Raw genomic sequence first — 23,449 nt, forward strand, 5'->3', positions numbered from 1 at the left:
ACTCTGCATATTTTTTTGTGATTTATACATATCACAGCGTATTTGTTAAGCAAAATGGCAAGAATACATCTTATCTTAGCAAAACATTAACAACATCTAACAATTTATTTATGAAAAAAATTACGCTATTGCTCTTTCTGCTTCTGAGTGCAGTGACGGGGTTTTCGCAGTGTATACGCACTTACAAGTACCCTTCCCAGACTGTAATTTCGAATAATCTGGGAATGCCCCAGACTATATCGGATTCGAATTGGACAGTTGATGATTATGCACAAGTTTCCAACATTGCTGTTGGAAGCGATTATGTTTTTACCTGCTCGATTGGCGCTACTGAAAATTACATTACGGTGACGGACCTGTCGGACAATATTATCGCTTCGGGCGAATCACCATTGACGGTCAATGCTATTGCTGCTGACGAGGTGAAGCTCCATTATTCTGACGATGCTGCGTGTGCGGGAAGTCAGGGAGGGCACACCACAACGCTGCAAATCATCCTGACCTGCCCGGTTCCATTGAATGTGATGGTGACCAATATTTTGATGACCAGTGCCGATTTCATCTGGGAAGCCGGTGGCGCAGAAACTGCATGGGAAGTCCTGGTGCTGCCTGAAGGTTCGCCAAGCCCGGGGCCTTCAACTTCCGGAACACCCGTAACGACGATGTCTTACACTGCAACGGCATTGACACAGGCTACGGATTATGTGTTTTATGTGCGGGCGAACTGCGGTTCTGAATTCAGCCCGTGGACCCTGGCAACCGATTTCACCACCGCGTGTAATGGAATCAGTGCGTTTAATGAAAGTTTTGACGGCGTTTCGACTCCTGATTTGCCAACGTGCTGGAATACCATTATCAGAGGGGCTGAGTTGTCGGAATATGCGCAGATCGGTACTGAAAATTTTGAGCCGGTCCATTCGGGCCCAAATGCAGTCCGATTGGACAATTCAGATTCTTCAGGTGATTATGACCTGATTCTGGTTTCGCCCAACCTATCAAACCTTGGCGCCGGGACACACCGTATAAAATTTTATGCCAGTGGATTTGCCAACCTCCAGGTAGGAACCCTTGATAATTTCTCGGATTCGGCAGTATTTACACCGCTTGAAGAAGTTTCGATAACCGAGGATGCAACACAATACACGGTTGACTTTTCAGGTTATACAGGTACTGATACCTATATTGGCTTCAGGATGAATTCGACTGATATTTACACCAGTATTTTTATTGATGACATCCTTTGGGAACAAAACCCAACCTGCCCGGATGTTACCGAAATTACAATACCTGCAATTGGCACCGCAACAGCTACCGTAAGCTGGGTTGCCGGCGGTAGTGAAACGGCATGGCAGATTGCTGTAGGCCCTACATCGGTTAGTGACCCGAATACGCTTACACCACTGGCTTCCGCAGATGTGAGCAAGGACATCACAGGATTAACAGACAATACGGATTACAAAGTATGGGTACGCTCTATGTGTGCCGGTGGTACCGATGCCGGTGCATGGATCGGGCCTGTTACCTTTACGACAGCCTGTTTGCCGATTGCCAATTTCTATGAAAATTTTGACAGCGTAAACACGCCTGAATTGCCGGGATGCTGGACAGCCATCCTGAGAGGGCCGACGATTTCGGATTATGCAACCATCAATACGGTAGATTTTGATCCGATCCATTCTGCTCCGAATTCGGTGGAAATGTACAATTCAAGTTCTGAAACTGCAGGAGCTGATGACATCATATTGGTATCTCCAAACCTTTCTACTCTCGGAAGCGGTACACACCGTATGAAATTTTACGCCAAAAATCCCGGAAGCCTGCAGGTAGGTACTATGGATATGAATTCCAATGACGGCATGTTCAGCATCATGGAAGAGATAACCACTACGTCGCAGACGGCACAATACACTGTTGATTTCAGCTCCTATAGCGGCAGTGATACTTATGTAGCCATCCGTTTGAACAATTCAGATATGTATACTTCGATCGAGCTTGACGATATCAAATGGGAAGTCAATCCAAGTTGTCCTGACGTAACTGATGTAACTGTCCCTGCTACTACCATTGATGGCGCTACCGTAAACTGGATTGCCAACGGTGGGGAAGCGTCGTGGAATATTGCCGTAGGTCCTGCATCAACTACCGATCCGGACACGCTGACTTTCGTAACCTCAACTTCAGAAACCAAAGACATCACAGGTTTGACAGACAATACTGATTACAAAGTATGGGTAAGGTCGGTATGCGCCGGTAATGACAATGGCGCCTGGATCGGGCCGGTTTCATTTACGACCGCTTGTATTGCTACGGCCAATTTCTCTGAAAACTTTGATTCAACCAATACAGGCGACCTTCCGGGCTGCTGGACAGCGATCCTGAGAGGGCCGTCGATTTCAGAATATGCCAATGTTGGCGTAGTGGATTGGACAGAAGTACATTCAAATCCGAATTCGGTACAACTTAACAACGACAATTCGGACACTACCGGTGACAATGACGTGATATTGGTTTCTCCTAACCTTTCAACGCTTTCATTGGGTACATACCGTTTGAAATTCTATGCGAAATATACCGGGAATTTACAGATCGGTACGATGGATTCCAATACGGATTCCGGTGTTTTCAACCTTGTTGAAGAGATTAGCACTGTGGATGCTGTTACGGAATATAAAATTGATTTTTCTACCTACACAGGGTCTGACACCTATGTCGCCATACGTTTGAATTCAGGGCCTTACACGTCAATCTTCCTGGACAACATCGTTTGGGAAATTTCCCCGACCTGTCCTGATGTTACTGAAGTCATGGTAAATGGAGTAACCACATCCACAGCAGACGTATCCTGGGTATCTAACGGAACGGAATCACAGTGGCAGACTGCTTACACATTAGCTACTGTAAACGATCCTACGACCGCCACACCTGCTTCTTCCTCAAACCAATATGCTACCATTTCAGGACTTACACCTGCTACGCAATACAATGTGTGGGTACGTTCGGTTTGTGCCGGCGGTACAGATTTAGGGGCCTGGATCGGGCCTGTACAATTCAGCACACTTTGTGAGCCTGTCGGATTGCCTTTCGTTGAAGATTTTGAAAGCGCTACAGCACCAGGGCTGCCTATTTGCGGAAACGTTGTAAACTTAGGCGCAGGTAATGAATGGTATGTAGGAGACGGTGAAAATCAGGCTGTGGATGCAGGTTTTACCTCCAAAACACTGACATACATGTATGATTTCGATAACGGTGCCAATACATGGTATTTTACCGGCGGCATGATGTTGCAGGCAGGAGTTGATTATAATATTTCTTACAGATACGGTGACAATGATGTTGATACTTTCACTGAAGACCTAAAAGTGATGGCAGGAACATCGCCTTCAGCAGATGACATGTCTATTGATATTGCGAACTACAGTGCTATCAATTCCGGTGCTGCGATTCAGGAACTCATCACTTTCACTGTGCCTGCAGATGGCGTTTATTATTTTGGATTCAATGCGTATTCATCTGCCAATCAATACTTTATTTATGTAGATGATATCCATGTTGATATTGCATTGTCAACCCCTGGCATCGAAAATGACAAATTCAGCTATTATCCAAACCCTGTCAAAAACGTGTTGACATTAACCAATACGAAAAACATCACTTCCGTAGAAGTGTACAACATGATCGGGCAAAGACTGATTGTCAAGAACGACAACAGTACGACTTCGAAAGTGGACATGTCTGCCTTGCCAAACGGCAGCTATGTAGTCAAAATGACTGCAGACGGCATGACCAAAACCGTGAAGGTACTCAAACAATAAGTTTTAGATTTTAGATTGAAGAAGCCCCCGGTTTTAGGACTGGGGGCTTTTTTTACCCAGAAACCAATTAAAACATTTAAATATGAAGAAATATCTTCTTTTATTACTGTTGCTCACAGCATCGTTTATGTATGCACAGAGAGAAAAACAACCCTATTGCATCACTGATGTAATTATGGAAAAATCCATTAAGGAACATCCTGAAATAAAAGAAAGGATTGCTGCAATGAACCGCAAAGTTGCTGAATCAGACAAAAGAGCCTTAATGCGTTCCGGTTCTGAAATGATAACAATACCGGTAGTAGTTTACATTTTGCATGCCGGCGTTAATAATCCTGAAAATATTTCTGATCCCCAAGTGCAAAGTCAAATGTCTGCACTGAATATGTACTTTAATCCATATGGCATTCAATTCTGCCTGGCTACCCGCGGTAATAATACGGCCAGCATCCCGCTGAAAAATACCTCAACAGATGTACAGAACACCCCAGGAATTATTCATGTGCTGGCACCCACACTGATTGATCATGACTATACCCCGGCAAATGCGAAAGCACTTATGAACACTGCACATCCATCAATATCCGAAGACAAATATCTGCGGATCTGGGTCGTCAGAAATATTACCGTGGAAGGCGTGCAGGGGACGGTAGGCGGTTATTCGATGTTCCCAGGTAATGAATTCCAGGGTGCTGTGATGGATTATAACTTTTTTGGGAATATCAGTACCTGTTCCGGATGCGATTTGAGAGCCAATTACGACCAGGGCAAAATCCTTGTCCATGAGGTTGGACATTACCTGGGGCTTCAGCATACTTTCTTCGAAAGCTGCTCCGGAATGAATGCGACAACCTGCAGCTATGAAGGCGATTTTGTATGCGACACACCACCGGTACAGTCCCCCAACTGGGGATGTGTTGTGGGTACTAATTCCTGTAATGAGTCGCCCGATTTACCCGATAATATCCACAATTATATGGATTATGGCAACAGTGCGTGCCTGTATGAATTTACGCCCGGGCAGGTCACCCGTATGAAATCCATACTCGTAAATTACAGGTCAACCCTATTTTCCAATGACAACCTGATTGCCACAGGTACCTGTGGTTTTGAAGGATTAATATCGGCAACCTTTACAGCTGATAAATATGCCATCTGCCATAACAATGCCATACAGTTTAGCGGAATTTATCAGGACGATGTTTCGTATTCATGGGACTTTGGCGATGGCAATACCGGTTCAGGGCAGAATATCTCACATACCTATACGACTGGTTCGACCACACCCTATACCGTTACACTAACAGTAACCGATAATACAAAAACCGACACCTTTAGCGATATAGTATGGGTAACGCAATGTGCTCAATTACAAAAGCCAGATGCTTATTGGTATCTTGGCTATAGCCATGGATTAAATTTCGCATCAGGTGTTCCTTCATACGATACTGGCTTTCCCGTAAATCATCCGGAAGTTTACAATGCAAGCTCACAATCCAGCACAACAGGCAGCCTCTTGTTTTATTGTAATGAAAATACTGTATGGGACAGCAATCATGCATTGGTTTCAAATGGACTTTTCCCGAATGCCTATTATTCCACTACGAATTTAATTATCCCTAAGCCAGGTAATTCTTCAAAATATTACATTTTTACACTTGGTGGAAACACAAGTACAGGAGAATTGGATGGATTGAGGAGAAATACAATTAATGCTAACGGAAGCAATATCTCCGCCGGTACGCTCAGGGAAGCCATAACCATCCCTATAGGACAGTCATATGATATCGCAACAGATGGAGCCATTAGAGGGGCGATAGGCCTTACAGCAATTGAAAAATGCGACGGATATTGGATATTGGCATTGCTTAAGAAATCAAATAGTTATTATATCACTGTTTATTCCTTAAGCAACGCAGCTACGAATGACATGACCTACATAGGTGCAGAAGCGCTTCCTGTAGGTAACTCCTATCCGGGGGAATTGAAGTTTTCACCAAACGGCAACAAACTATTGTATTTTTCATCAGGAGCGACCAATAGTTTATATAAAATGTTTCTCTATGATTTTGACAAAAACAGCGGTGCATTGTCCAATCGTTTCGAAATCATAGCCGAGCAACCGTCAGTTTCGGTAGGCCCTGTTTCAGGCGTTTCGTTCAGCACTGATTCCAAATTACTATATATAATTAACAATTCGGCAGATAGTATTGTGCAATATAATCTCAATGATATGGGTATGAATACTTCCAGACGTACTGTAGGGAAATTTTCACCTCTAATTGATGCTAAGGACATGCAGCTTGGTCCGGATGGCAAGATATATGTATCACGGACTAGTACACAGGAGCTTTATACGATCCACCGCCCTAATGCTTTAGCAACATCCGATAATACGAATGCCTGCTATTTTTCCTATCATGGGCCTAATACTACTCCTGTTGGCTCCAACTCCAACCGGCACCTACCAAACCCTCTTGATGCCAGGGCTGCGTCTGTTTATGATCCTACAGAAAAAATAAGCGTATATGCCACGCCTGGTGATTGTAACCGTTACAAATTTTTCCCGAATATTTGCGCTACCGGCTTCAAATGGGAGTTCAAAAATGTAACAACAAACCAGGTGGTATACAGCCCTATTGTAAATACACCGACTTACAGTTTCAGTATAACTGGAAATTATGTTATTACCTTAAAGGACAGTAATGATCAGCCTATCGCAAGTACCAACCTGGCTATAAGCGCCCTGTCTCAGCCAATAGTGTTGGGAAGTACCACGACCTGCACAGCTGACCCAAACAGCATGACCAATAATTCCATACATCTTCAGCCCGGCGAAACGGCAGCGTGGAGCATCACTTCCGGGGCAGGTACATTTCAAAGTTCTCCAAACAATGCAGAGGTTTCCATACATTGGACTACGTTGCCTGCAACTTTATCAGTAACGATAACAAACTCCAATGGCTGCACTGCAACCAATACAAAAAATATCACATCGTCCTGTGTGACTGTTGGAGCGAACAACACAGTATATGCCACTGCGTTGCAAACTGATGGAAAAATAGTTTTTGGCGGTGATTTTACGGCCTATAGCGGAACCACTACAAACAGGCTTGGAAGGCTTAAATCAGACATGACTTATGACTCCGCTTTCAATTCAGGAAGCGGCCCTAATAATAGTGTAAAGACACTCGCAATGCAAGCTGACGGAAAAATTGTTATCGGTGGAAATTTTACATCTTACAACGGAATTTCAAAAAATGGGGTTGCCCGTATTAATCCCAACGGCTCTCTTGAAACAGCCTTTACTGCCAATCTAAACAGTGGCGGATATATAAATGCCATAGCCATTCAGACTGATGGGAAGATTATTATTGGAGGTAAATTCACCAGTTGTAATGGTACGGCAAGAATTAATATTGTAAGACTAAATACAAACGGTACCGTCGATACTAGTTTTTCTTCGGGTTTTAATAACATCTCGGGGCAAGAGGTAAATTGCATTGCAATCCAGCCTAACGGCCGAATTGTAGTTGGTGGATCATTTGTTGGTTATAGTGGAAACAATAATGTTAAAAGAATTGTTAGGTTGACTACAAATGGTGCATTGGATAGTTCATTCGTACTCACTGATTTGTTCTTTACAGGTTCGGGCTCTCCGGACCCTTCACCGGTTGTAAATGCATTGAAAGTACTTTCAAATGGAAAAATAATGTTGACAGGAACTTTCACAACGTACAATCAGAGGAACTGCTTTTTAAGAATAATGTCCGATGGAACAATTGATCCGCAATGGGGTGAAGGTATTCCTATAATCAGTTCATCATTTGGTACAGGTATCAAATGTTTTGGAATACAGAATGATAAAGCTATTATTGGAGGGGGATTTCAGAAAATTACTAGCATTTATCATAGAAGAAGGATTGCTCGCCTTGACGTTACAACTGAACCGGTACTGGATACATCATTTAATCCAGGCGAAGGATTCGGTCCAATGGATGAGTCACTTGCATCCGTAATTTATTCGATCACACTACAACCCGACGGAAAAATCATCTGTGCAGGAAAATTCACGGATTATAATGGCATTGTAGTCAATAATATTACCCGCATCGATAATGTAAACAGCGGATCGATAAACAGGCCTGCTCCCCAAGAGCCTGAAACTGAAATCGACTTCACCAACATTGACAAAGATTCTTTTGATTATTATCCAAATCCTGTTGAAAATGTCCTAACATTAACCAATACGAAAAACATCACTTCCGTAGAAGTGTACAACATGATCGGGCAAAGATTGATCGTCAAGAATGACAACAGTACGACTTCGAAAGTGGACATGTCTGCCTTGCCAAACGGCAGCTATGTAGTCAAAATGACTGCTGACGGCATGACCAAAACCGTAAAGGTACTCAAACAATAAGTTTTAGATTTTAGATTGAAGAAGCCCCCGGTTTTAGGACTGGGGGCTTTTTTTATTTTACAATTTCTAAATATTTTTTGGGCGTGTCCCTGCGGGTCGGGCTGTCCGCTATAGTCCTCGCCTTGCAGGCTCCGGGCTGCCGCTTCCATCCCTCACGCGGTCACCCGTAACATTCAACTTCCGGGTTCCAAATCAGGAATCTAATCAATCCCGTACTGGTCCATCAGATACATTAAAGAAGCCATGGCGGCCGCACCCAATTCCAATTCGCGTTTATTCACCGCCTCAAAAGTATCATTAGCCGCATGGTGATAATCAAAATAACGCTGGGTATCTGGCTTCAGGCCCACTTTTACAATCCTGTCTGACTTCAGTGGCTCGACATCCGAACCGCTATGGCCCTTCATGAACAAATGCAATTGGTAAGGCTCGAATAATGGCTTCCATCCCTGGATTTTTGCCAGGCTGGTATCATCGGCATCAATGGTAAATCCGCGTGGCGTAAACCCACCCGAATCGCTCTCCAGGGCAAAAATGTGGTTCTCCTTATTCGCCTGCGCCTGCTCGTTGTATTTGTTGCCACCTCTTACGCCATTCTCCTCGTTCATGAACAATACCGCACGGATCGTATTCTTGGGTTTATAATTCAAAATCTTAAACAACCGCAGCACTTCCATACTCTGCACTACGCCTGCACCATCGTCCTGTGCGCCGGTACCCAGATCCCAGGAATCAAGATGCCCGCCCACGACCATGATTTTTTCCGGATGCTCAGTGCCCTTGATCTCCCCGATGACATTGTATGACAATACATCCTCATATTTTTTGCAGGATTGCTTCAGGAAGAATTTCAAATGGGGATTCACTTTAAGCGATTTGCTCAATAGTTCCGCGCCCTTGGTACTGATCGCAGCGCCGGGGATGTACTGCGTTTTAGGAATGTCGCCGTAGCGTGTGGCACCCGTATGGGGGAAATCATCAAGCCTCAGGCTCAGCGAGCGCACGATTACACCAATGGCACCATATTTTGACGCTTCCCTCGGACCGGAACCGCGTTGGTCCCCGGCACCCCGATACGCTTCCATGGGTTCAATCAGTGCGTTTTCCATCGGGCGGTTGAAGAACACGATTTTTCCCTTGATCTTTTCTGTGCCCAGTGTTTCAAGTTCTTTGATGCTGTGCACTTCAATAACTTCTGCCAGGATGCCTTTTTCCGGCGTGGCTACAGACATGCCCAGCGCACAAACCGGCACGCTGATCTTTTTTTTACTGATTTCGATGTAAGCCGTTTCCTTTGCACCGCGTTCCCAATGCGGCACCATCACTTCCTGCAGGTAGACACGGTCCAGTCCGAGTTTCTGCAATTCTGATTGGGTATAGTCAACAGCCTTCTGCGCGTTGGCCGAACCCGTCAGCCTTCCTCCTATTGTATTGGTCAGGTGATCGAGCCAGGAATAGCATTCGGAATTCGTCAGGGCCTGTTGGTAAATATCTTTAAGTTGTTGCTCATCGGTACTCTGGCAAAAACCGAAACAGCTGTATAAGCCAAGCAAAATAAATCGTTTTTTCATAAATCAAATTTTGAAATAAAAGTAAGTATTTCCCAAATAAAAAAGCCGGTAAAGCATGAACTTACCGGCTTTCAAAGTTTAAAAACTAAAATTATTAATGTCCGCCTTCAGCCTCAATAGCTTCGACATCGATGTTTTGTTTTTTCAGAATACCCTTAACCACAAATCCGTAAAACGCGAGATATGCAAAACAAATTACGGGAATAAAGTAAGATTCATGGATGCCGATGATATCGGCGATCTTACCCTGCAATGGAGGAATAATTCCACCTCCAAGAATCATCATCACTAAAAATGCTGAACCCTGCGATGTGTACTTACCCAATCCAGTAATTGCCAAGGCGAAAATTGCAGGCCACATAATACTACAGAATAAACCTCCGCTCATGAAAGCATAAATAGCAATATCGCCAGTTGTCACTAGTCCGATTACCATCGCTATCATTCCCATTAATCCAAAAATCATTAATGTTCTTGCCGGTTTATCTTGTCCTAAGAAAAAACCTAAAATCTGAAAAGCAACAACGCCCGCATAGGCATACAGCGGCGTGATGTCCTGCCCAGAAACCTTATTTACAAATAATACTACGCCAAAAGCTATGTATGGCACTACAATCAAAAGAATTTTTCGTAGCGAATTTGATGGATTAAATACCGAGATTGCACCTGCCCAGCGGCCAATCATGAGACTTCCCCAATACATTGAAATGTATGGCGCCAACGCAGATCCGGTAATATTTCCGAAAACATCTGTTTTTAACAATTCCCCCAAATTACTCTGAATCGTAACTTCAACGCCTACATAAGTGAAAATGCCGAGCATTCCTAAAACCAATTGTGGATATTTCATAGCGCCCCAGCCCTCAGGGTTTCGTTTAGCAGCCATATTGGCAAACAATAATCCAAAAACAATAACCAGAAGTGACACAACTGTAAGTCCAAGTCCTAAGAAATCCTGCTCTTTTTGTTCTCCCATAAATCTCGCGATATAGTCTGGATCTTCATATCTTGAAAATATGTATGCAAAAATAGCTACCAGAATTACAGTGATGGCAATCAATGTACGTGACGCTTTAGTTGCGGGCTCAAAAGTATCATCGCTTTTTCCGGCAGGAAGTTTTTTAGAAAAAAAGAACAACAATGCCGCCAATAAAAACAGGCCTCCTACACATACGTACAGGATTTCCATTTTATCAAGCGAATCGGCTTTTTTCGCAAAATCTTCGAGATTAGCACCTGCAATAACCCCGAATAAAGCTATTGAAACTACAATTGGACCAATCGTTGTACCAAACGAATTTATACCTCCGGCCAAATTCAGCCTGTTTGAAGCCGTATGTGCAGAGCCTAATGATGCCGCGAAAGGTTGTGCTGAAGTTTGCTGAAGTGAAAATCCTAATGCTACAACAAACAACGCTCCTAAAATCAATGCGTAATTTCCTTGTGTGACTGCAAAAATCATAAAAGCTGCCCCGAATGTACTGAGTAATAACCCATTAATAATTCCTTTTTTAAATCCCCAGGAATTTAAAATATCTCTTTTCAACGTACTGCTGACCAGAAAAAGAAATAATGCCCCAATATAATAGGCACCATAAAATGCAAAATCGATTAATTGGCTTTGAAACTGGTCAAGCCCAAACTTGATTTTGCAAAAGGGAATAAAAACACCATTGGAAGCCCCAATGAATCCCCAAAAGAAAAATACCGTAATCAGCGTATAAAGTGCTGAATTATTGGATTTTGTTTGCTCTGAAGTTGTCATGTAAAATTTGGTTTTGGTTAAATATGAAAATCGGATTAATAGATTTATTGTGAATTTTTAGAAAAGTAAACAATAAAATTTACGATATATTGAAAATTCAAAGCTTAAATATCATTTATATAATATTAACCCACAACACAACCAACAGTAAGTTATTAACGAAATCGATTTCAGGACGCAAAATTTATGATTATTACATCGTTTGCGTAAACTTATGGTGCCAACTTTACTTCGGTTTGTGGCCCGATGCCGTTGTTATTGAAAGCCTCAATTTTGAAATAATACGCTTCGGAACGGTCTGCCCCGCTGAAATAATATTCGGTTTTGTTGTATACCATAATAGACCCGTACATCTTATCAGGAGACTTCCCAAAATAGATCACATAACCGTCCGCCGATGGTTCCTGCTGCCATTTCATCCAGATGCTGCGGCGCTCGCCTTTCTTTTTGGCTTCGGCGCGGAGCGGCACAAAATTCTGTACTGCACCCGGCGCTTTTCCATTTCCTTTCCCAAACACACGGAATCCTGAAACGGCAAATTTTCCTGTCGGCATACCAAGATTTTCCAACTTCAGGTAACGGCCGGTGCCCGGTGTTGAAAGCTCGATATAATCATGTGGTACGTCCTTGGTATTTTTGCTTTTGTCAACCAAAACTTTCCAGTTCTTATTGTCATCCGAAACATAAACAATGTACTGATGCCCTTTTGTAGTTTCAGGCTTACCCATAATATCCACGTCCTGATCTGCGTAATTGATCTGGATGGCATTGATGGTGCTTTTTTCTCCTAAATCAGAAATGATGTATTCTCCTTTTTTATCTGATTTTGCCGACCAATACGTTTTTAAATCCTCGTCTACGGCAAGGTTAGGCTGGAAACCGCCCAGCGTAGAGGAAACTTGTACCGGCTTATTGTAATTGAGCAGCATCCATCCGGAAAAACTCCCGGAAAGATGGTTTTTCTTTTCAGTTGGAAGAAACGTCGGATAATCACCATATGCGGTATTCGAATATAAAATGCCGTCTTTGTCAAAACCTGCAGGCCAGATGCCGATCCTTCGTTCAAAATTGTTTTTGGTGCAGATGGCAATGGTAGACACATGCCAGTAATCGTTATTCACATCCTGGTATGTACCGCCATGTCCTGCGCCGCGTGCAAATCCGCCCGGTTTATATGAAAACGGATTGAAAGACTGGTATTCAAACGGGCCTAAAGGGCCATCGCCTACATAAACCCCGTCTCCGTAACCGCTGAATTCCGTGCCCGGACCGCCATATTGCAGGTAATATTTACCATTGTGTTTGTTCATATACGCCCCTTCCATAAACGGTTGCAGGAACACATTGTCGTTATATTCCCCGAATCGTTCCCAGCCATGCTCGTCGTCATTGAGTGAAATCAGGTCAGACACTTCGCCTTCAGGCTGGAAAGTTTTCCGGTTCAGTTTTACGCCATGTAAAGGATACACGTTGCTTGATCCGTAATATTCATACACCTCGTCTTTTTCCTTGTCCCAAAAAATATAGGGATCCCATGCGGCTGCCTGTGATTTGTGTACCAATTCCTTCCAGTCGTCCACAGATGGATTGGTGCTCATCCAGATCGGAAATTCCTTTCCCTGCGTAGAGCCAACGACAATCAGCGTGTCGTTTACAAATGATACTGATGGCGCGCACAATTCATCATACACTTTGTGCTCAGGACGCAGGAATCTGCGCGGAATAAATTTCCAGTCGAGCATGTCCTTACTGTGCCAGTAACCCCATTGATTCGTGGAGAACAGGTAATATTCGCCTTTGAAGAAAGTGATGACCGGATCTGCGGTGGCGCGGTGTTTTCCCTGTGTCACGAAGTTCGGGATCGGGCAATAACCGTAATCGATGTTGATGGGATTGCAGTACGTTTTCTGCTGCGCCCATGATGCCTCAGATGTTATCATCAGGAGGACAATCGCCATAGCCCTGATAGCAATAGAAGGAAACGGCAAAGGGTTTCCCGATTTTTTCTTAGTAAAAAAGAGCGACCGCAGGAGCTCCTTTTTTACTTTAGAAAAAACGGAAAGCCGGCCGGAGCCTGTAATGGATAGCAGGATAAAGCTCATAATAAATTTGATTCTTATTTTACCGGTTCAAAACTGATGGCTGTGCCGCCGCCCGGAGCCAATGCAAGGGCGATTTTTGACTTTGACGTCACTTCGGCGGTGCGGATTTTATAGGATTTCGGGTTTTTCTTCCAGTCGGCATCTTTGCCGTCTTCGTAAATCGTCGCTTTGAATTTCTGTCCTTTTGGAAGGAAATCCAATACGATTTCGGATTTGCGGGCATTTTCATCCGTGATGGCACCGAGGAACCATCTACCCGATTTTTTGTCTTTACGTACAACGGTTATATAATCGCCCGGTTCTGCTTCAAGGTATTTCGAAGTTTCCCAATCCATCGCAACGTCTTTAATGAATTGGAATGCATCAGGATATTTCTCATAATTTTCAGGCAGGTCGGCGGCCATTTGCAACGGCGAATACATCGTGACGTAAAGCGCGAGTTGTTTCGCTAAAGTGGTGTGGACCTGTTCTGTTTTTTTAGGATCGTAAACATTCATCTTGATTTCGAAAATCCCCGGCGTATAATCCATCGGGCCGCCTAAAAGTCGGGTGAACGGCAACAACGTTTCATGCATCGGTGGGTTCCCCGTGCTCCAGGCGTTGAATTCGTTTCCGCGTGCGGCTTCGGCAGCGATGTAATTCGGGTAAGTACGGCTGTAACCCGTTGGCCGTGAAGATTCATGCGAATTGATCATGAGTTTGTAATCTGCGGCACGGCGTGCGACAAAATTGAAATGGTTGACCATCGTTTGCCCGTCATGGAACTCGCCCCGTGGGATGATCCTTCCCACATATCCTGATTTTACCGCCGGATACCCGAATTTCTTCATGTTGTCGAAAGCGCGGTCCAGTCTTCTTTCATAATTGGCCACAGAGCCTGAAGTTTCATGGTGCATGATCATTTTCACGCCTTTGGATTTGGCATAATCGGTCACTTCCTTGATATTAAAATCCGGATAAGGTGTCACAAAATCAAACACTTCCTCTTTCCAGTTGCCGAACCAGTCTTCCCAGCCCACGTTCCAGCCTTCAACGAGCACGCCGTCAAATCCGTTTTTGGCAGCAAAATCAATATATCGCTTAGTATTTTCGGTCGTAGCGCCGTGTTTTCCGGTTGGAATCAAATCCTGTGACGCGGCGTTTTGTGCATTTTGCGAACCGGCAAAATCCCAGGTGGACTTCCCGACGTGCATTTCCCACCATATCCCGACGTATTTCATGGGTTTGATCCATGAAGTATCATCGATTTTTGATGGGTCATTCAGGTTCAGGATCATTTTGGAAGACACGATATCCCGGGCATCATCGCTTATCATGATGGTTCGCCACGGAGAAACACAGGGTGTTTGCAGGTATGCTTTGTCGCCGATGGCATTTGGAACCAATTGTGAGTTTAATTTAAACGTTTTGGTGTCGACATTCAGATGCATCACCGGATAATTGACAACTGCCGCTTCGAAGATATTGAGGTACAATTTATCCTGTGACTTCATCATCAATGGCGATTGCACTACGTACCTTCCGCCGATGGTTTTCAAGGCAATTCCGTTATTCAGGTTCAGTTTATCGTTGTCAATTTCAGATAATTTTGTTTCATTGTACACATATTCCTGGCTGTCGTAATCCCCTGGAATCCAGAAAACCTTGTGGTCACCGGTAAGGTTGAACTGCGTAATTTCATCGGAAATGATGAAATAGTTTAAATCTTTCTGCTGCGGAAAATCATAACGGAATGCAACGCCTTCATTAAAAATCCGGAAGATGATGCTGAGTTTGCGGCCTGAAGTTTGCGACAGCGCCACTGTCATTTGGTTGTAATGGTTTACGATAGACGATTCTTCCCCTAAAACAGGTTTCCAGGATTCGTTAAAAGCGTCATTCTTAACGCTTTCAATAGTAAAACCAGACGCAAGGTCATTTCCTTCTTTTAATTTTACGCCTAATAAACTATGCAATACGACAGGCTTATTTTTATAATTGACAGTATATTCGGGTTTACCGTCAGCCAGTTTGAAATCCAGCGAGATATTTCCGGATGGTGATGTAACGTGCTGCGCAAACAGCGTTCCGGTGATAAGGACCAGAATTAAAGGGAAGATTTTTTTCATAAGTTTTTTCGTTTGACGATAAAAGTAAAGAATTAAATTCCTTTGTTTAAAAAAACCCTCCCGCTTTTCTGCCGAAGGGCTTTCAAAACAAAAACATGAAACTCAATTATTTAACTAACTCAAATTTTCCATTTAAAGAGGCATCAGAATTGCCACCGACGAAAACCTCGAAATCTCCGGCTTCGGCAGTATTTTGCATATTGATATTATAAAATTTCAGGTCATCGGAAGAAATCTCGAAAGTGACCGTTTTCATTTCTCCTTTTTTAAGGCTGATTTTTTCAAAGCCTTTCAATTCGCGTACCGGGCGTGTAACGGAGCCTACTACGTCTTTTACATAAAGTTGTACTACTTCGTCACCATCATAATTCCCTGTGTTTTTTACATCGACTGAGATTTTTACTTTTTGTCCGAAACCGATTTTTTCTGACGATAATTTCATGTTGCTGTAATCGAATTTAGTATAGCTTAAACCATAACCAAAAGCATATAATGGACTGTTGTCAACATCAGTATATCTTGATTTGTATTTCTGCTCAGGATCTGACAGTCCGAGGTAAGGACGGCCTGTGTTTTTATGGTTGTAGTAAATCGGCACCTGGCCGACGTTTCTTGGGAAAGAGATGGGCAATTTCCCGTTTGGATTGTTATCTCCGAATAATGTCTGTGCAATCGCATCACCGCCGCGCGTGCCGGACCACCAGGTTTCGAGGATGGCATCCATGTTTTCATCTTCCCAGGAAAGCGTTAACGGACGCCCGTTCATCAATACCAGAACTACCGGTTTTCCTAGTTTTTTCAACTCGGCCAGAAACTCTTTTTGCAATCCGGGAAGGTCGATGTTGGTTTGTGAGCCTGCTTCACCCGTTTGGTTTTCGCGCTCACCCATCACGGCTACAATGACATCGGCGTTTTTGGCGTTATTTAATGCAGCCTGCATCATATCACGTTTCGTTCCGGTGATCTCCACGCCGTTGTCAAAAGTCACTTTGCCACTGTTTCCTAAAACATTCATGACACCTTCTTTTACGCTGACGGCGCGTCCGTCCCTTTCACCAAGCGCCGCCCAGGAACCGATGATGTTGAATTCATCTGAAACCAAAGGCCCCACGAACGCAATTTTCTGGTCTTTCTTCAGTGGCAGCACATTGTTTTTATTTTTCAGCAACACCAATGATTTTTTGGCGACATCTAAAGCCGCATCGAGAAATTCAGGCTTATAGGTGTTTTCCTTCTCCCTTTTCTCGTCGAAATAACGGTATGGATCTTCGAACAAACCCAAATCATATTTTACGTCTAAAACGCGTTTACATGCATCATTAATCACTTCGATGGATACTTTTCCTTCATCATAGGATTTTTTGAGTGTGTTCATAAAAGTAGCGCCCACCATATCCATGTCCATCCCGGCATTCAATGCCAATTGAGCGGCATCCTGGTCATCTTTGGCAAAACCGTGCGCAATCATTTCATTGACACCGGTGTAATCGGAAACGACCATGCCATCAAACTTCCATTCGCCTTTCAGGACATCGCGGAGCAGGTGTTTGTTCGCCGTCGAGGGTACTCCCGAAATTTCATTAAACGAAGCCATAAACGTCTTCACCCCTGCGTCAACTGCTGCCTGAAACGGCGGAAGGTACGTATCGCGAAGCACGCGTTCAGACATGTCAGTTGTGTTGTAATCGCGTCCGGCCTCTGCAGCGCCGTAAGCGGCGAAATGTTTGGCACAGGCCAAAATCGTGTTGTTTTTAGAAAGGTCATCACCCTGAAAACCGCGTACATTCGCTACAGCCAGTTTGCTTCCCAAAAACACATCTTCACCAGATCCTTCAGAAACACGGCCCCAGCGCGGATCGCGTGCGATATCGACCATCGGTGCAAAAGTCCATTGGATTCCACCTGCAGAAGCTTCAATGGCCGCAATACGGGCCGCTTTTTCAACTGCTGACGGGTCGAAAGAAGAGGCCATCCCGAGGTTGATAGGGAAAATGGTTTTGTAACCGTGGATTACATCGTGTCCGAAAAGCAATGGGATTTTGAGCCTTGAATTTTCAACCGCAATTTTCTGGATCATGCGGTTGTTGGCTGCTCCGGTGGCATTCAGTACAGATCCGACTTTTCCCTGCTGTATCCTTGTGATATAATTATCGCCAGATTTTGGGCCGGTCACGGTGCCGTCAGAAGTGAACTGCACCAATTGATATATTTTTTCATCGACGGTCATTTTTGACATCAGGTCGGCGACAAATTCCGCTTTCGGCTTAATCTTCTGCGTCTTATCCTCTTTCTTTTTTTGTCCGTAACCCGATGCCAGCGTGAGCATGGATAATAGTAATAATCCTTTTTTCATTTTGTCTGTTTATGTTTTTGCCTTACGGCTGAATTGGTTCTTATTAAAAATCGTATTTTCCGGAATGGAAACCCAGACGGAGCAATCCCTGTTTCACTTCAGGGGCATTCATAAATAATTTCCATAATAATCCGGAACGGTAATTTTCGATCATGGCCACCATAGGTCCCTGGTCGATGGCTAAATATTGTTTTGCTGAGGCTTTGGCTTCACAGCTATGGGCATCGTAAAATCCTGCAACACCCCACAATTCAGCATTGTAGTTTTCGTAAAAATTGCGCATTGCCGCGAGCGATTCCTGCGGAGTATAAACAATCGAACTGATGGCGGCTGTGGGAGAAACCACTCCGAAATCATTATTGGGCATATGGGCATTGTAGCCAATGCGTTTTTTCGAATCATAACCGATCGTACCTTCTTCATTAACCGAGTAGGAAGCCGTCAATCCCCAGTAATCCTTGCCGTAGCATTTGAAGTTCTTCGGGTTTTTAACACAATATTCGTAGTCAATTTTTACCTGGTTTACATTCAAATCCCAATAATTGGCGTACTTGTCAGACAAATCGTGAGGGTCGAGGCCAACATAAGTATAGTGCGTCCAGAATAATGGCCCTCCGAACTCGGCCGCACCATTATGCTTCAGGATCAGCGGCAGGCCATATTTTTTATCTTGCGAAACGATATTGCCTCCCCTTGCCCAGCAGTTGTGGTAAACCGATGGATTTATGGGATGTGTCGGGGACGCAGCAGCCAGCACATACGTTACCAGCGTTTCGTTGTAACCCTCAAGAGGGAAATTCATCTGCCATGCATAATCGGGAGACCAGTGCCAATACAGTTTTTGCCCGTTATTGGTGTACCAATTGTAATCCACACCTTTCCAAAGAACGTCATATTTTTGCGCCAGCTTTTTTTCTTCGGCAGTACCATTTTTGAAATATTCCCTGACGCAGAGGATGCCTTCGCAGAGAAATGATGTTTCAACAAGGTCGCCACCGTTGTCCTTCTTCCCAAACGGAATCACTTTTCCCGTATTCCCGTTGAGCCAATGCGGCCAGGCACCGTGAAACCTGTCTGCGGAAGCGAGGAAATCAGCAATTTTGTCAAGTCTTTCGAGTGCCTGCCCTTTTTCAATATATTTTTGATTAAGCGCTGCGATGATTGACATCAACCCAAATCCTGACCCGCCGACGGCAATGATATGTGCATCGTTTTCAGGGTAATTCCCGTCCGGGAAAAACCTTTCGCGCGCCATGCCGGAATTGGGTTCTGCATAATCCCAGAAATACCTGAACGTTTGTTTTTCTACCAGATCAACCAGTTGTTCATCTGTAAGTTTTTGAACCGATTCGTTTTTTGATTGTGCCGGCGCTCTCTTTTCATCAGACTTACATCCGATGGTGAAAACGAGCAGGCAGATTGAAATGATGATTTTCCTCATGAACAAAATTTAAAATCCGTATTTGCCTGAATGGAACCCAAGGCTGATTAATCCTTGTTTGATTTCCGGTGCATTCATGAATAAATTCCATAGAAGCCCTGACCTGTAATTCTCAATCATTACCGCCTGTGGCCCCTGATCGATGGCGAGATACCTTCTGGCATTCCAATTGTATTGTATGCTGTGTGCATCATAAAATCCGGCTACACCCCACGACTGGGTTTTATAATTTTCATATAGATTGTGCATTACTTTCAATGACTCCTGGGGCAGGTAGACTAGGGAACTTACTGCTGCCGTTGGAGAAATTACGCCTTTGTCGTTACTAGGCATGTGTGCGTCATATCCTACACTGCCATCATTATTGCGGGAATAGGATGCAGTCAATCCCCAATAATTCGGGCCATAACCCGCATGTCCATTAGGATTGTCGACACAATACAGGTACTGCGACCGATTGTGGTTGTAATTGACATCCCAATAATTTGCATATGCATCATTCAATTGGTTCGGATCTAAACCGAGGTAAGAATAATGCGACCAGAATAATGGCCCGCCCGTAGCTTCTGCACCGTTATGCTTAAAAATAAGTGGTAATCCGTAATAGGCTGCCCCCGATAAAATCCCGCCACCTCTCGCCCATCCATTGTGATACGGTGAGGCCGTTATCGGATGCGTGGGTGAAGCAGCTGCCATCACATAGGTAATAAGGCATTCGTTGTACCCTTCGAGCGGGAAATTCATTTCCCATTGATATTCCGGTGACCAGTGCCAATACAATACATCCTGGTTGTTCCTGTACCAATCCCAATCGACACCCTTCCAAAGCGCGTCATATTTTTGGGACAAAGCCAGTTCATCGGCAGTTCCATTTTTGAAATATTCCCTGATGGCAATCATTCCTACGGTGAGGAAAGACGTTTCCACCAAATCACCACCGTTGTCTTTTGTCCCGAAAGGAATAACATGTCCGTTCGTCCCGTTGATCCAATGCGGCCAGGCTCCGTGAAACCTGTCTGCGGAAACGAGGAAATCCGCTATTTTATTCAACCGTGCAATTCCTTCTGCCCTGCTCACATAACCACGCTCAATTCCTGCGACGAGTGCCATCAATCCGAAGCCTGAGCCTCCGGTCGTTACGATATTCTGATCATTTGACGGATCATCAATATGGTAACGCTCGCGGGCCATTCCCGAATTGGTTTGTGCAAAATCCCAGAAATATTTGAAGGTCTGTTTTTCAACCAGGTCCAGCAGCGCTTCATCCGAAAGTGGCGTTTCGGGAACGGTTGGATTTTCAGGATTGGTAGGATTTTCAGGCCCTGAGGTAGATTTAGTGGGCTCCGAACTGCTGCAATCCATGAATAAAATAAGTGACAAAAATGGTATGATCTGGAAAAGTTTCATTCGCTTTTTAAAATAATGCCTGCCAAGTCAGAAAACTGTGACAGGCATTATGTATTAGGTTTTATTAAGTTATTTTTTTCCTGCGAAAAGATCCTGGACTTCGGTTTGGCTCAACGGAATGTTGTACAACCTGAATTGGTCTAAGCCGCCTTTCCAGTTTGAATACAGCCAATTTGGATCCTGGTCGGGTGGATTTTGCTTTTGAGGGCCATTCCCAATCCTGAAGCCTGTAATCTTGGAATCGTCAAGATTGATTGGTCCGTGTGTTCCCCAGGTCTTGGTGCCTCTATTCACACCGTCTATGTACATTGTGAATCCTGAAGTCGTTGCATCGTAAACGAAAGCAAAATGGTGCCACTGGTTGTCTAAAACGCCTTCAATAGAGTTCTCGTTTTCCCAGGTCATCCAGGTGTCGGCCATGTTTTTATCTATCATAACGAACTTGATTGCCGCTGCAGAGGCAGAAGCGCCGTATTGATCAAAAAGCAACATCATAGTACCACCTGACCAGTGTTGGTTTGAAGATGGAATACTGAAAATGTGTTCAGCTCCGGGATTGGCACCATTTTTAGTTTGCCCGTTGTGTTTTTCCCAGAAGGCTACGGTAAAACTTTCGGCAGTCGTTGCCCAGTCGTTTGGTTTGGGATAGCTGATCATTTTGTCGGTATCGCCTTGTGCTGCTTTTCCGCTGACGCCGTCAATTTGTGTGAAATTGTTTTCTGTCGGGAATTTGGCACGGGTCTCATCTACGGCCCTCATCAGCGGGTTTTCGCTTTCACGATCGAAAGTGACGAAGAACTTCAATGGGCCTCCGGCGGGATTTTCATCCTCAGGATATTCACCCATAGCAGGATGATCCATATTTTGCTGGCAGCCCGCCATAGACAAGACAGCAATGAGTGCGAGTCCTGTCTTTCCAAGGTTAAATTTAATTTTTTTCATATTCATATAATTTAATGTAAGTGATTGTTACTTACGGCATTATTAGTAATTAGGATTCTGCGCTATTATACCCTGGGATTCATCAATTACAGTTTGCGGAACAGGGTAAAATTTGTTCTTATCCTGGTAACCCAAACCGCCTAAAACCGACACGGCATCTCCCCAACGGACAAGGTCATAGAAACGCTCCCCTTCCATTGCCAGTTCTACACGTCTTTCGTGTTTGATAGCAGCTCTGACAGTTCCCTGATCTCCTGAAACCACATCGGGTAATACCCCTGCGTTATTTCCACGTGCTCTCGCACGGACCCGGTTAAGGTAGTCTGTTGCAACAGCCGTTTGTCCGCTTTCATTTGCCGCTTCAGCAGCCATGAGCAATACATCTGCAAAACGAATGATGCGGATATTTGACCAATGGTTCTTGTTTTCACCGAAATTCTCCCTTTCAGATTTCAATGTATAGGCTTTTTTATTCCAATATTGCTGTGCCAATGGTGGAACACCCGGAAGTACATTTCCATCGCCGTCATCCTGCCCTGAGTAAAGGATTGTAGCCGCTTTGCGTGGATCGCCTGGTTCAAAAGCATCAACAAGTGCCTGTGTAGGCACATTGAAACCCCATCCTAAATCCCAAGTACTGCTGCCGCGTACTCCTTGAGATTCCCAGTAATTGCTGGAGTAATTTTGTCCGGCAATCCTTGTAAACTGTACTTCAAAAATAGATTCTGCTGAATTATCGGCTTTTTGAAGAAACAATTCATCGAAATCCGGATAGAGGTCGTAACCGTAGGTCATTACAGTTTCAAATTGCGTTAGTGCCTGACTCCAGTTTTGCTGATACAGGTACAATTTCCCCAAAAGTGCCGTTGCAAAACCTTTTGTAGCACGACCTGGGTAAGCAGGCCATGAAACTGGTAAATGCTCAATGGAATATTGAAGGTCGGCAACAATCTGTGCATCAATGTCAGTGATAGATGACTTGACTTTATAAGAGTCAGATGGATTTACAACCCTGTTAAGCACGAGCGGAACCTCGCCGTAATCCCTCCTGAGTTCAAAATAGCATAGAGCCCTGAATACGCTAGCTTCAGCCTTGTTAGTCAATGTGCCTTCAGTAACGTCGCCTGATTCCTCAATATCTGCAATCAAATCATTGCAATCGAAGATTAGATTAAAATGACCTCCCCAATTGCTTGCGGCAAAACCTTCTACAGCAGAATATTGGTAAGCGTCAAAAATTGTTCCAAAGGCAGCGGCATCATCTGACGTGCTTCCTTTTGCAGCATCATCAGAGCGGATGCTCTGGAACCAATATCGGGTCCAATCCGCAATTCCGGCCTGTGTCCTGAATTTGGCATAAAGACCAAATGCCTGTGCATCGAATCCGCCAACGGTGACCTCACCCGGGACAGCCTGCCCTTCGGGTTTTTTATCTAAAAATTCGTCATCATTACACGACCCAAGAATCATGGTTCCTGCAATCGCAACGATAAATAATCTTTTAATGCTTTTATTTTTCATAATC

The 23,449-nt window shown here is 44.1% G+C and carries 11 protein-coding genes; 2 read left to right on the forward strand and 9 right to left on the reverse strand.

Going from position 1 to position 23,449, the window contains the following annotated elements:
- The first annotated feature begins 224 nt into the window (after positions 1 to 224).
- Both HYN49_RS12950 and HYN49_RS12955 read left to right on the forward strand, forming a co-directional pair.
- Positions 225 to 3,812, forward strand: coding sequence for a T9SS-dependent choice-of-anchor J family protein (locus HYN49_RS12950; protein WP_181368963.1), 3,588 nt, complete (start codon positions 225 to 227; stop codon positions 3,810 to 3,812).
- A gap of 82 nt (positions 3,813 to 3,894) precedes the next feature.
- Complete coding sequence (locus HYN49_RS12955) at positions 3,895 to 8,235, forward strand: M43 family zinc metalloprotease (RefSeq protein WP_108904508.1); 4,341 nt, start codon at positions 3,895 to 3,897, stop codon at positions 8,233 to 8,235.
- Positions 8,236 to 8,435: 200 nt separating this feature from the next.
- Here HYN49_RS12955 and HYN49_RS12960 read toward each other — a convergent pair whose 3' ends face one another.
- The 9 genes from HYN49_RS12960 to HYN49_RS13000 all read right to left on the reverse strand — a co-directional run bounded on the left by HYN49_RS12960 (position 8,436) and on the right by HYN49_RS13000 (position 23,445).
- On the reverse strand, positions 8,436 to 9,806 hold the full coding sequence (locus HYN49_RS12960; protein ID WP_108904509.1) for a M28 family peptidase: 1,371 nt from the start codon (positions 9,804 to 9,806) through the stop codon (positions 8,436 to 8,438).
- 94 nt (positions 9,807 to 9,900) lie between these two features.
- Positions 9,901 to 11,571: an MFS transporter gene (locus HYN49_RS12965; protein WP_108904510.1), complete on the reverse strand. Its 1,671-nt coding sequence runs from the start codon at positions 11,569 to 11,571 to the stop codon at positions 9,901 to 9,903.
- Between the two features lie 212 nt (positions 11,572 to 11,783).
- Positions 11,784 to 13,673, reverse strand: coding sequence for a family 43 glycosylhydrolase (locus HYN49_RS12970; RefSeq protein WP_245892193.1), 1,890 nt, complete (start codon positions 13,671 to 13,673; stop codon positions 11,784 to 11,786).
- Positions 13,674 to 13,687: 14 nt separating this feature from the next.
- Positions 13,688 to 15,781 (reverse strand): glycoside hydrolase family 97 protein, encoded by a 2,094-nt coding sequence (locus HYN49_RS12975; protein ID WP_108904511.1) that lies wholly within the window; start codon positions 15,779 to 15,781, stop codon positions 13,688 to 13,690.
- Between the two features lie 106 nt (positions 15,782 to 15,887).
- Complete coding sequence (gene bglX / locus HYN49_RS12980) at positions 15,888 to 18,134, reverse strand: beta-glucosidase BglX (protein WP_108904512.1); 2,247 nt, start codon at positions 18,132 to 18,134, stop codon at positions 15,888 to 15,890.
- 43 nt (positions 18,135 to 18,177) lie between these two features.
- Positions 18,178 to 19,575, reverse strand: a complete 1,398-nt coding sequence (locus tag HYN49_RS12985; RefSeq protein ID WP_108904513.1) for a glucoamylase family protein — start codon at positions 19,573 to 19,575, stop codon at positions 18,178 to 18,180.
- A 9-nt stretch (positions 19,576 to 19,584) separates the two neighbouring features.
- Positions 19,585 to 20,982 carry a glucoamylase family protein gene (locus tag HYN49_RS12990; protein WP_245892194.1) on the reverse strand — a complete coding sequence of 466 codons (1,398 nt, stop codon included), beginning with the start codon at positions 20,980 to 20,982 and terminating at the stop codon, positions 19,585 to 19,587.
- Between the two features lie 69 nt (positions 20,983 to 21,051).
- Positions 21,052 to 21,924 carry a LamG domain-containing protein gene (locus HYN49_RS12995; RefSeq protein WP_181368964.1) on the reverse strand — a complete coding sequence of 291 codons (873 nt, stop codon included), beginning with the start codon at positions 21,922 to 21,924 and terminating at the stop codon, positions 21,052 to 21,054.
- 42 nt (positions 21,925 to 21,966) lie between these two features.
- Positions 21,967 to 23,445 carry a RagB/SusD family nutrient uptake outer membrane protein gene (locus HYN49_RS13000; RefSeq protein ID WP_108905082.1) on the reverse strand — a complete coding sequence of 493 codons (1,479 nt, stop codon included), beginning with the start codon at positions 23,443 to 23,445 and terminating at the stop codon, positions 21,967 to 21,969.
- Positions 23,446 to 23,449: the final 4 nt, after the last annotated feature.

The organism is Flavobacterium pallidum, from assembly GCF_003097535.1.
GTDB lineage: Bacteria > Bacteroidota > Bacteroidia > Flavobacteriales > Flavobacteriaceae > Flavobacterium > Flavobacterium pallidum.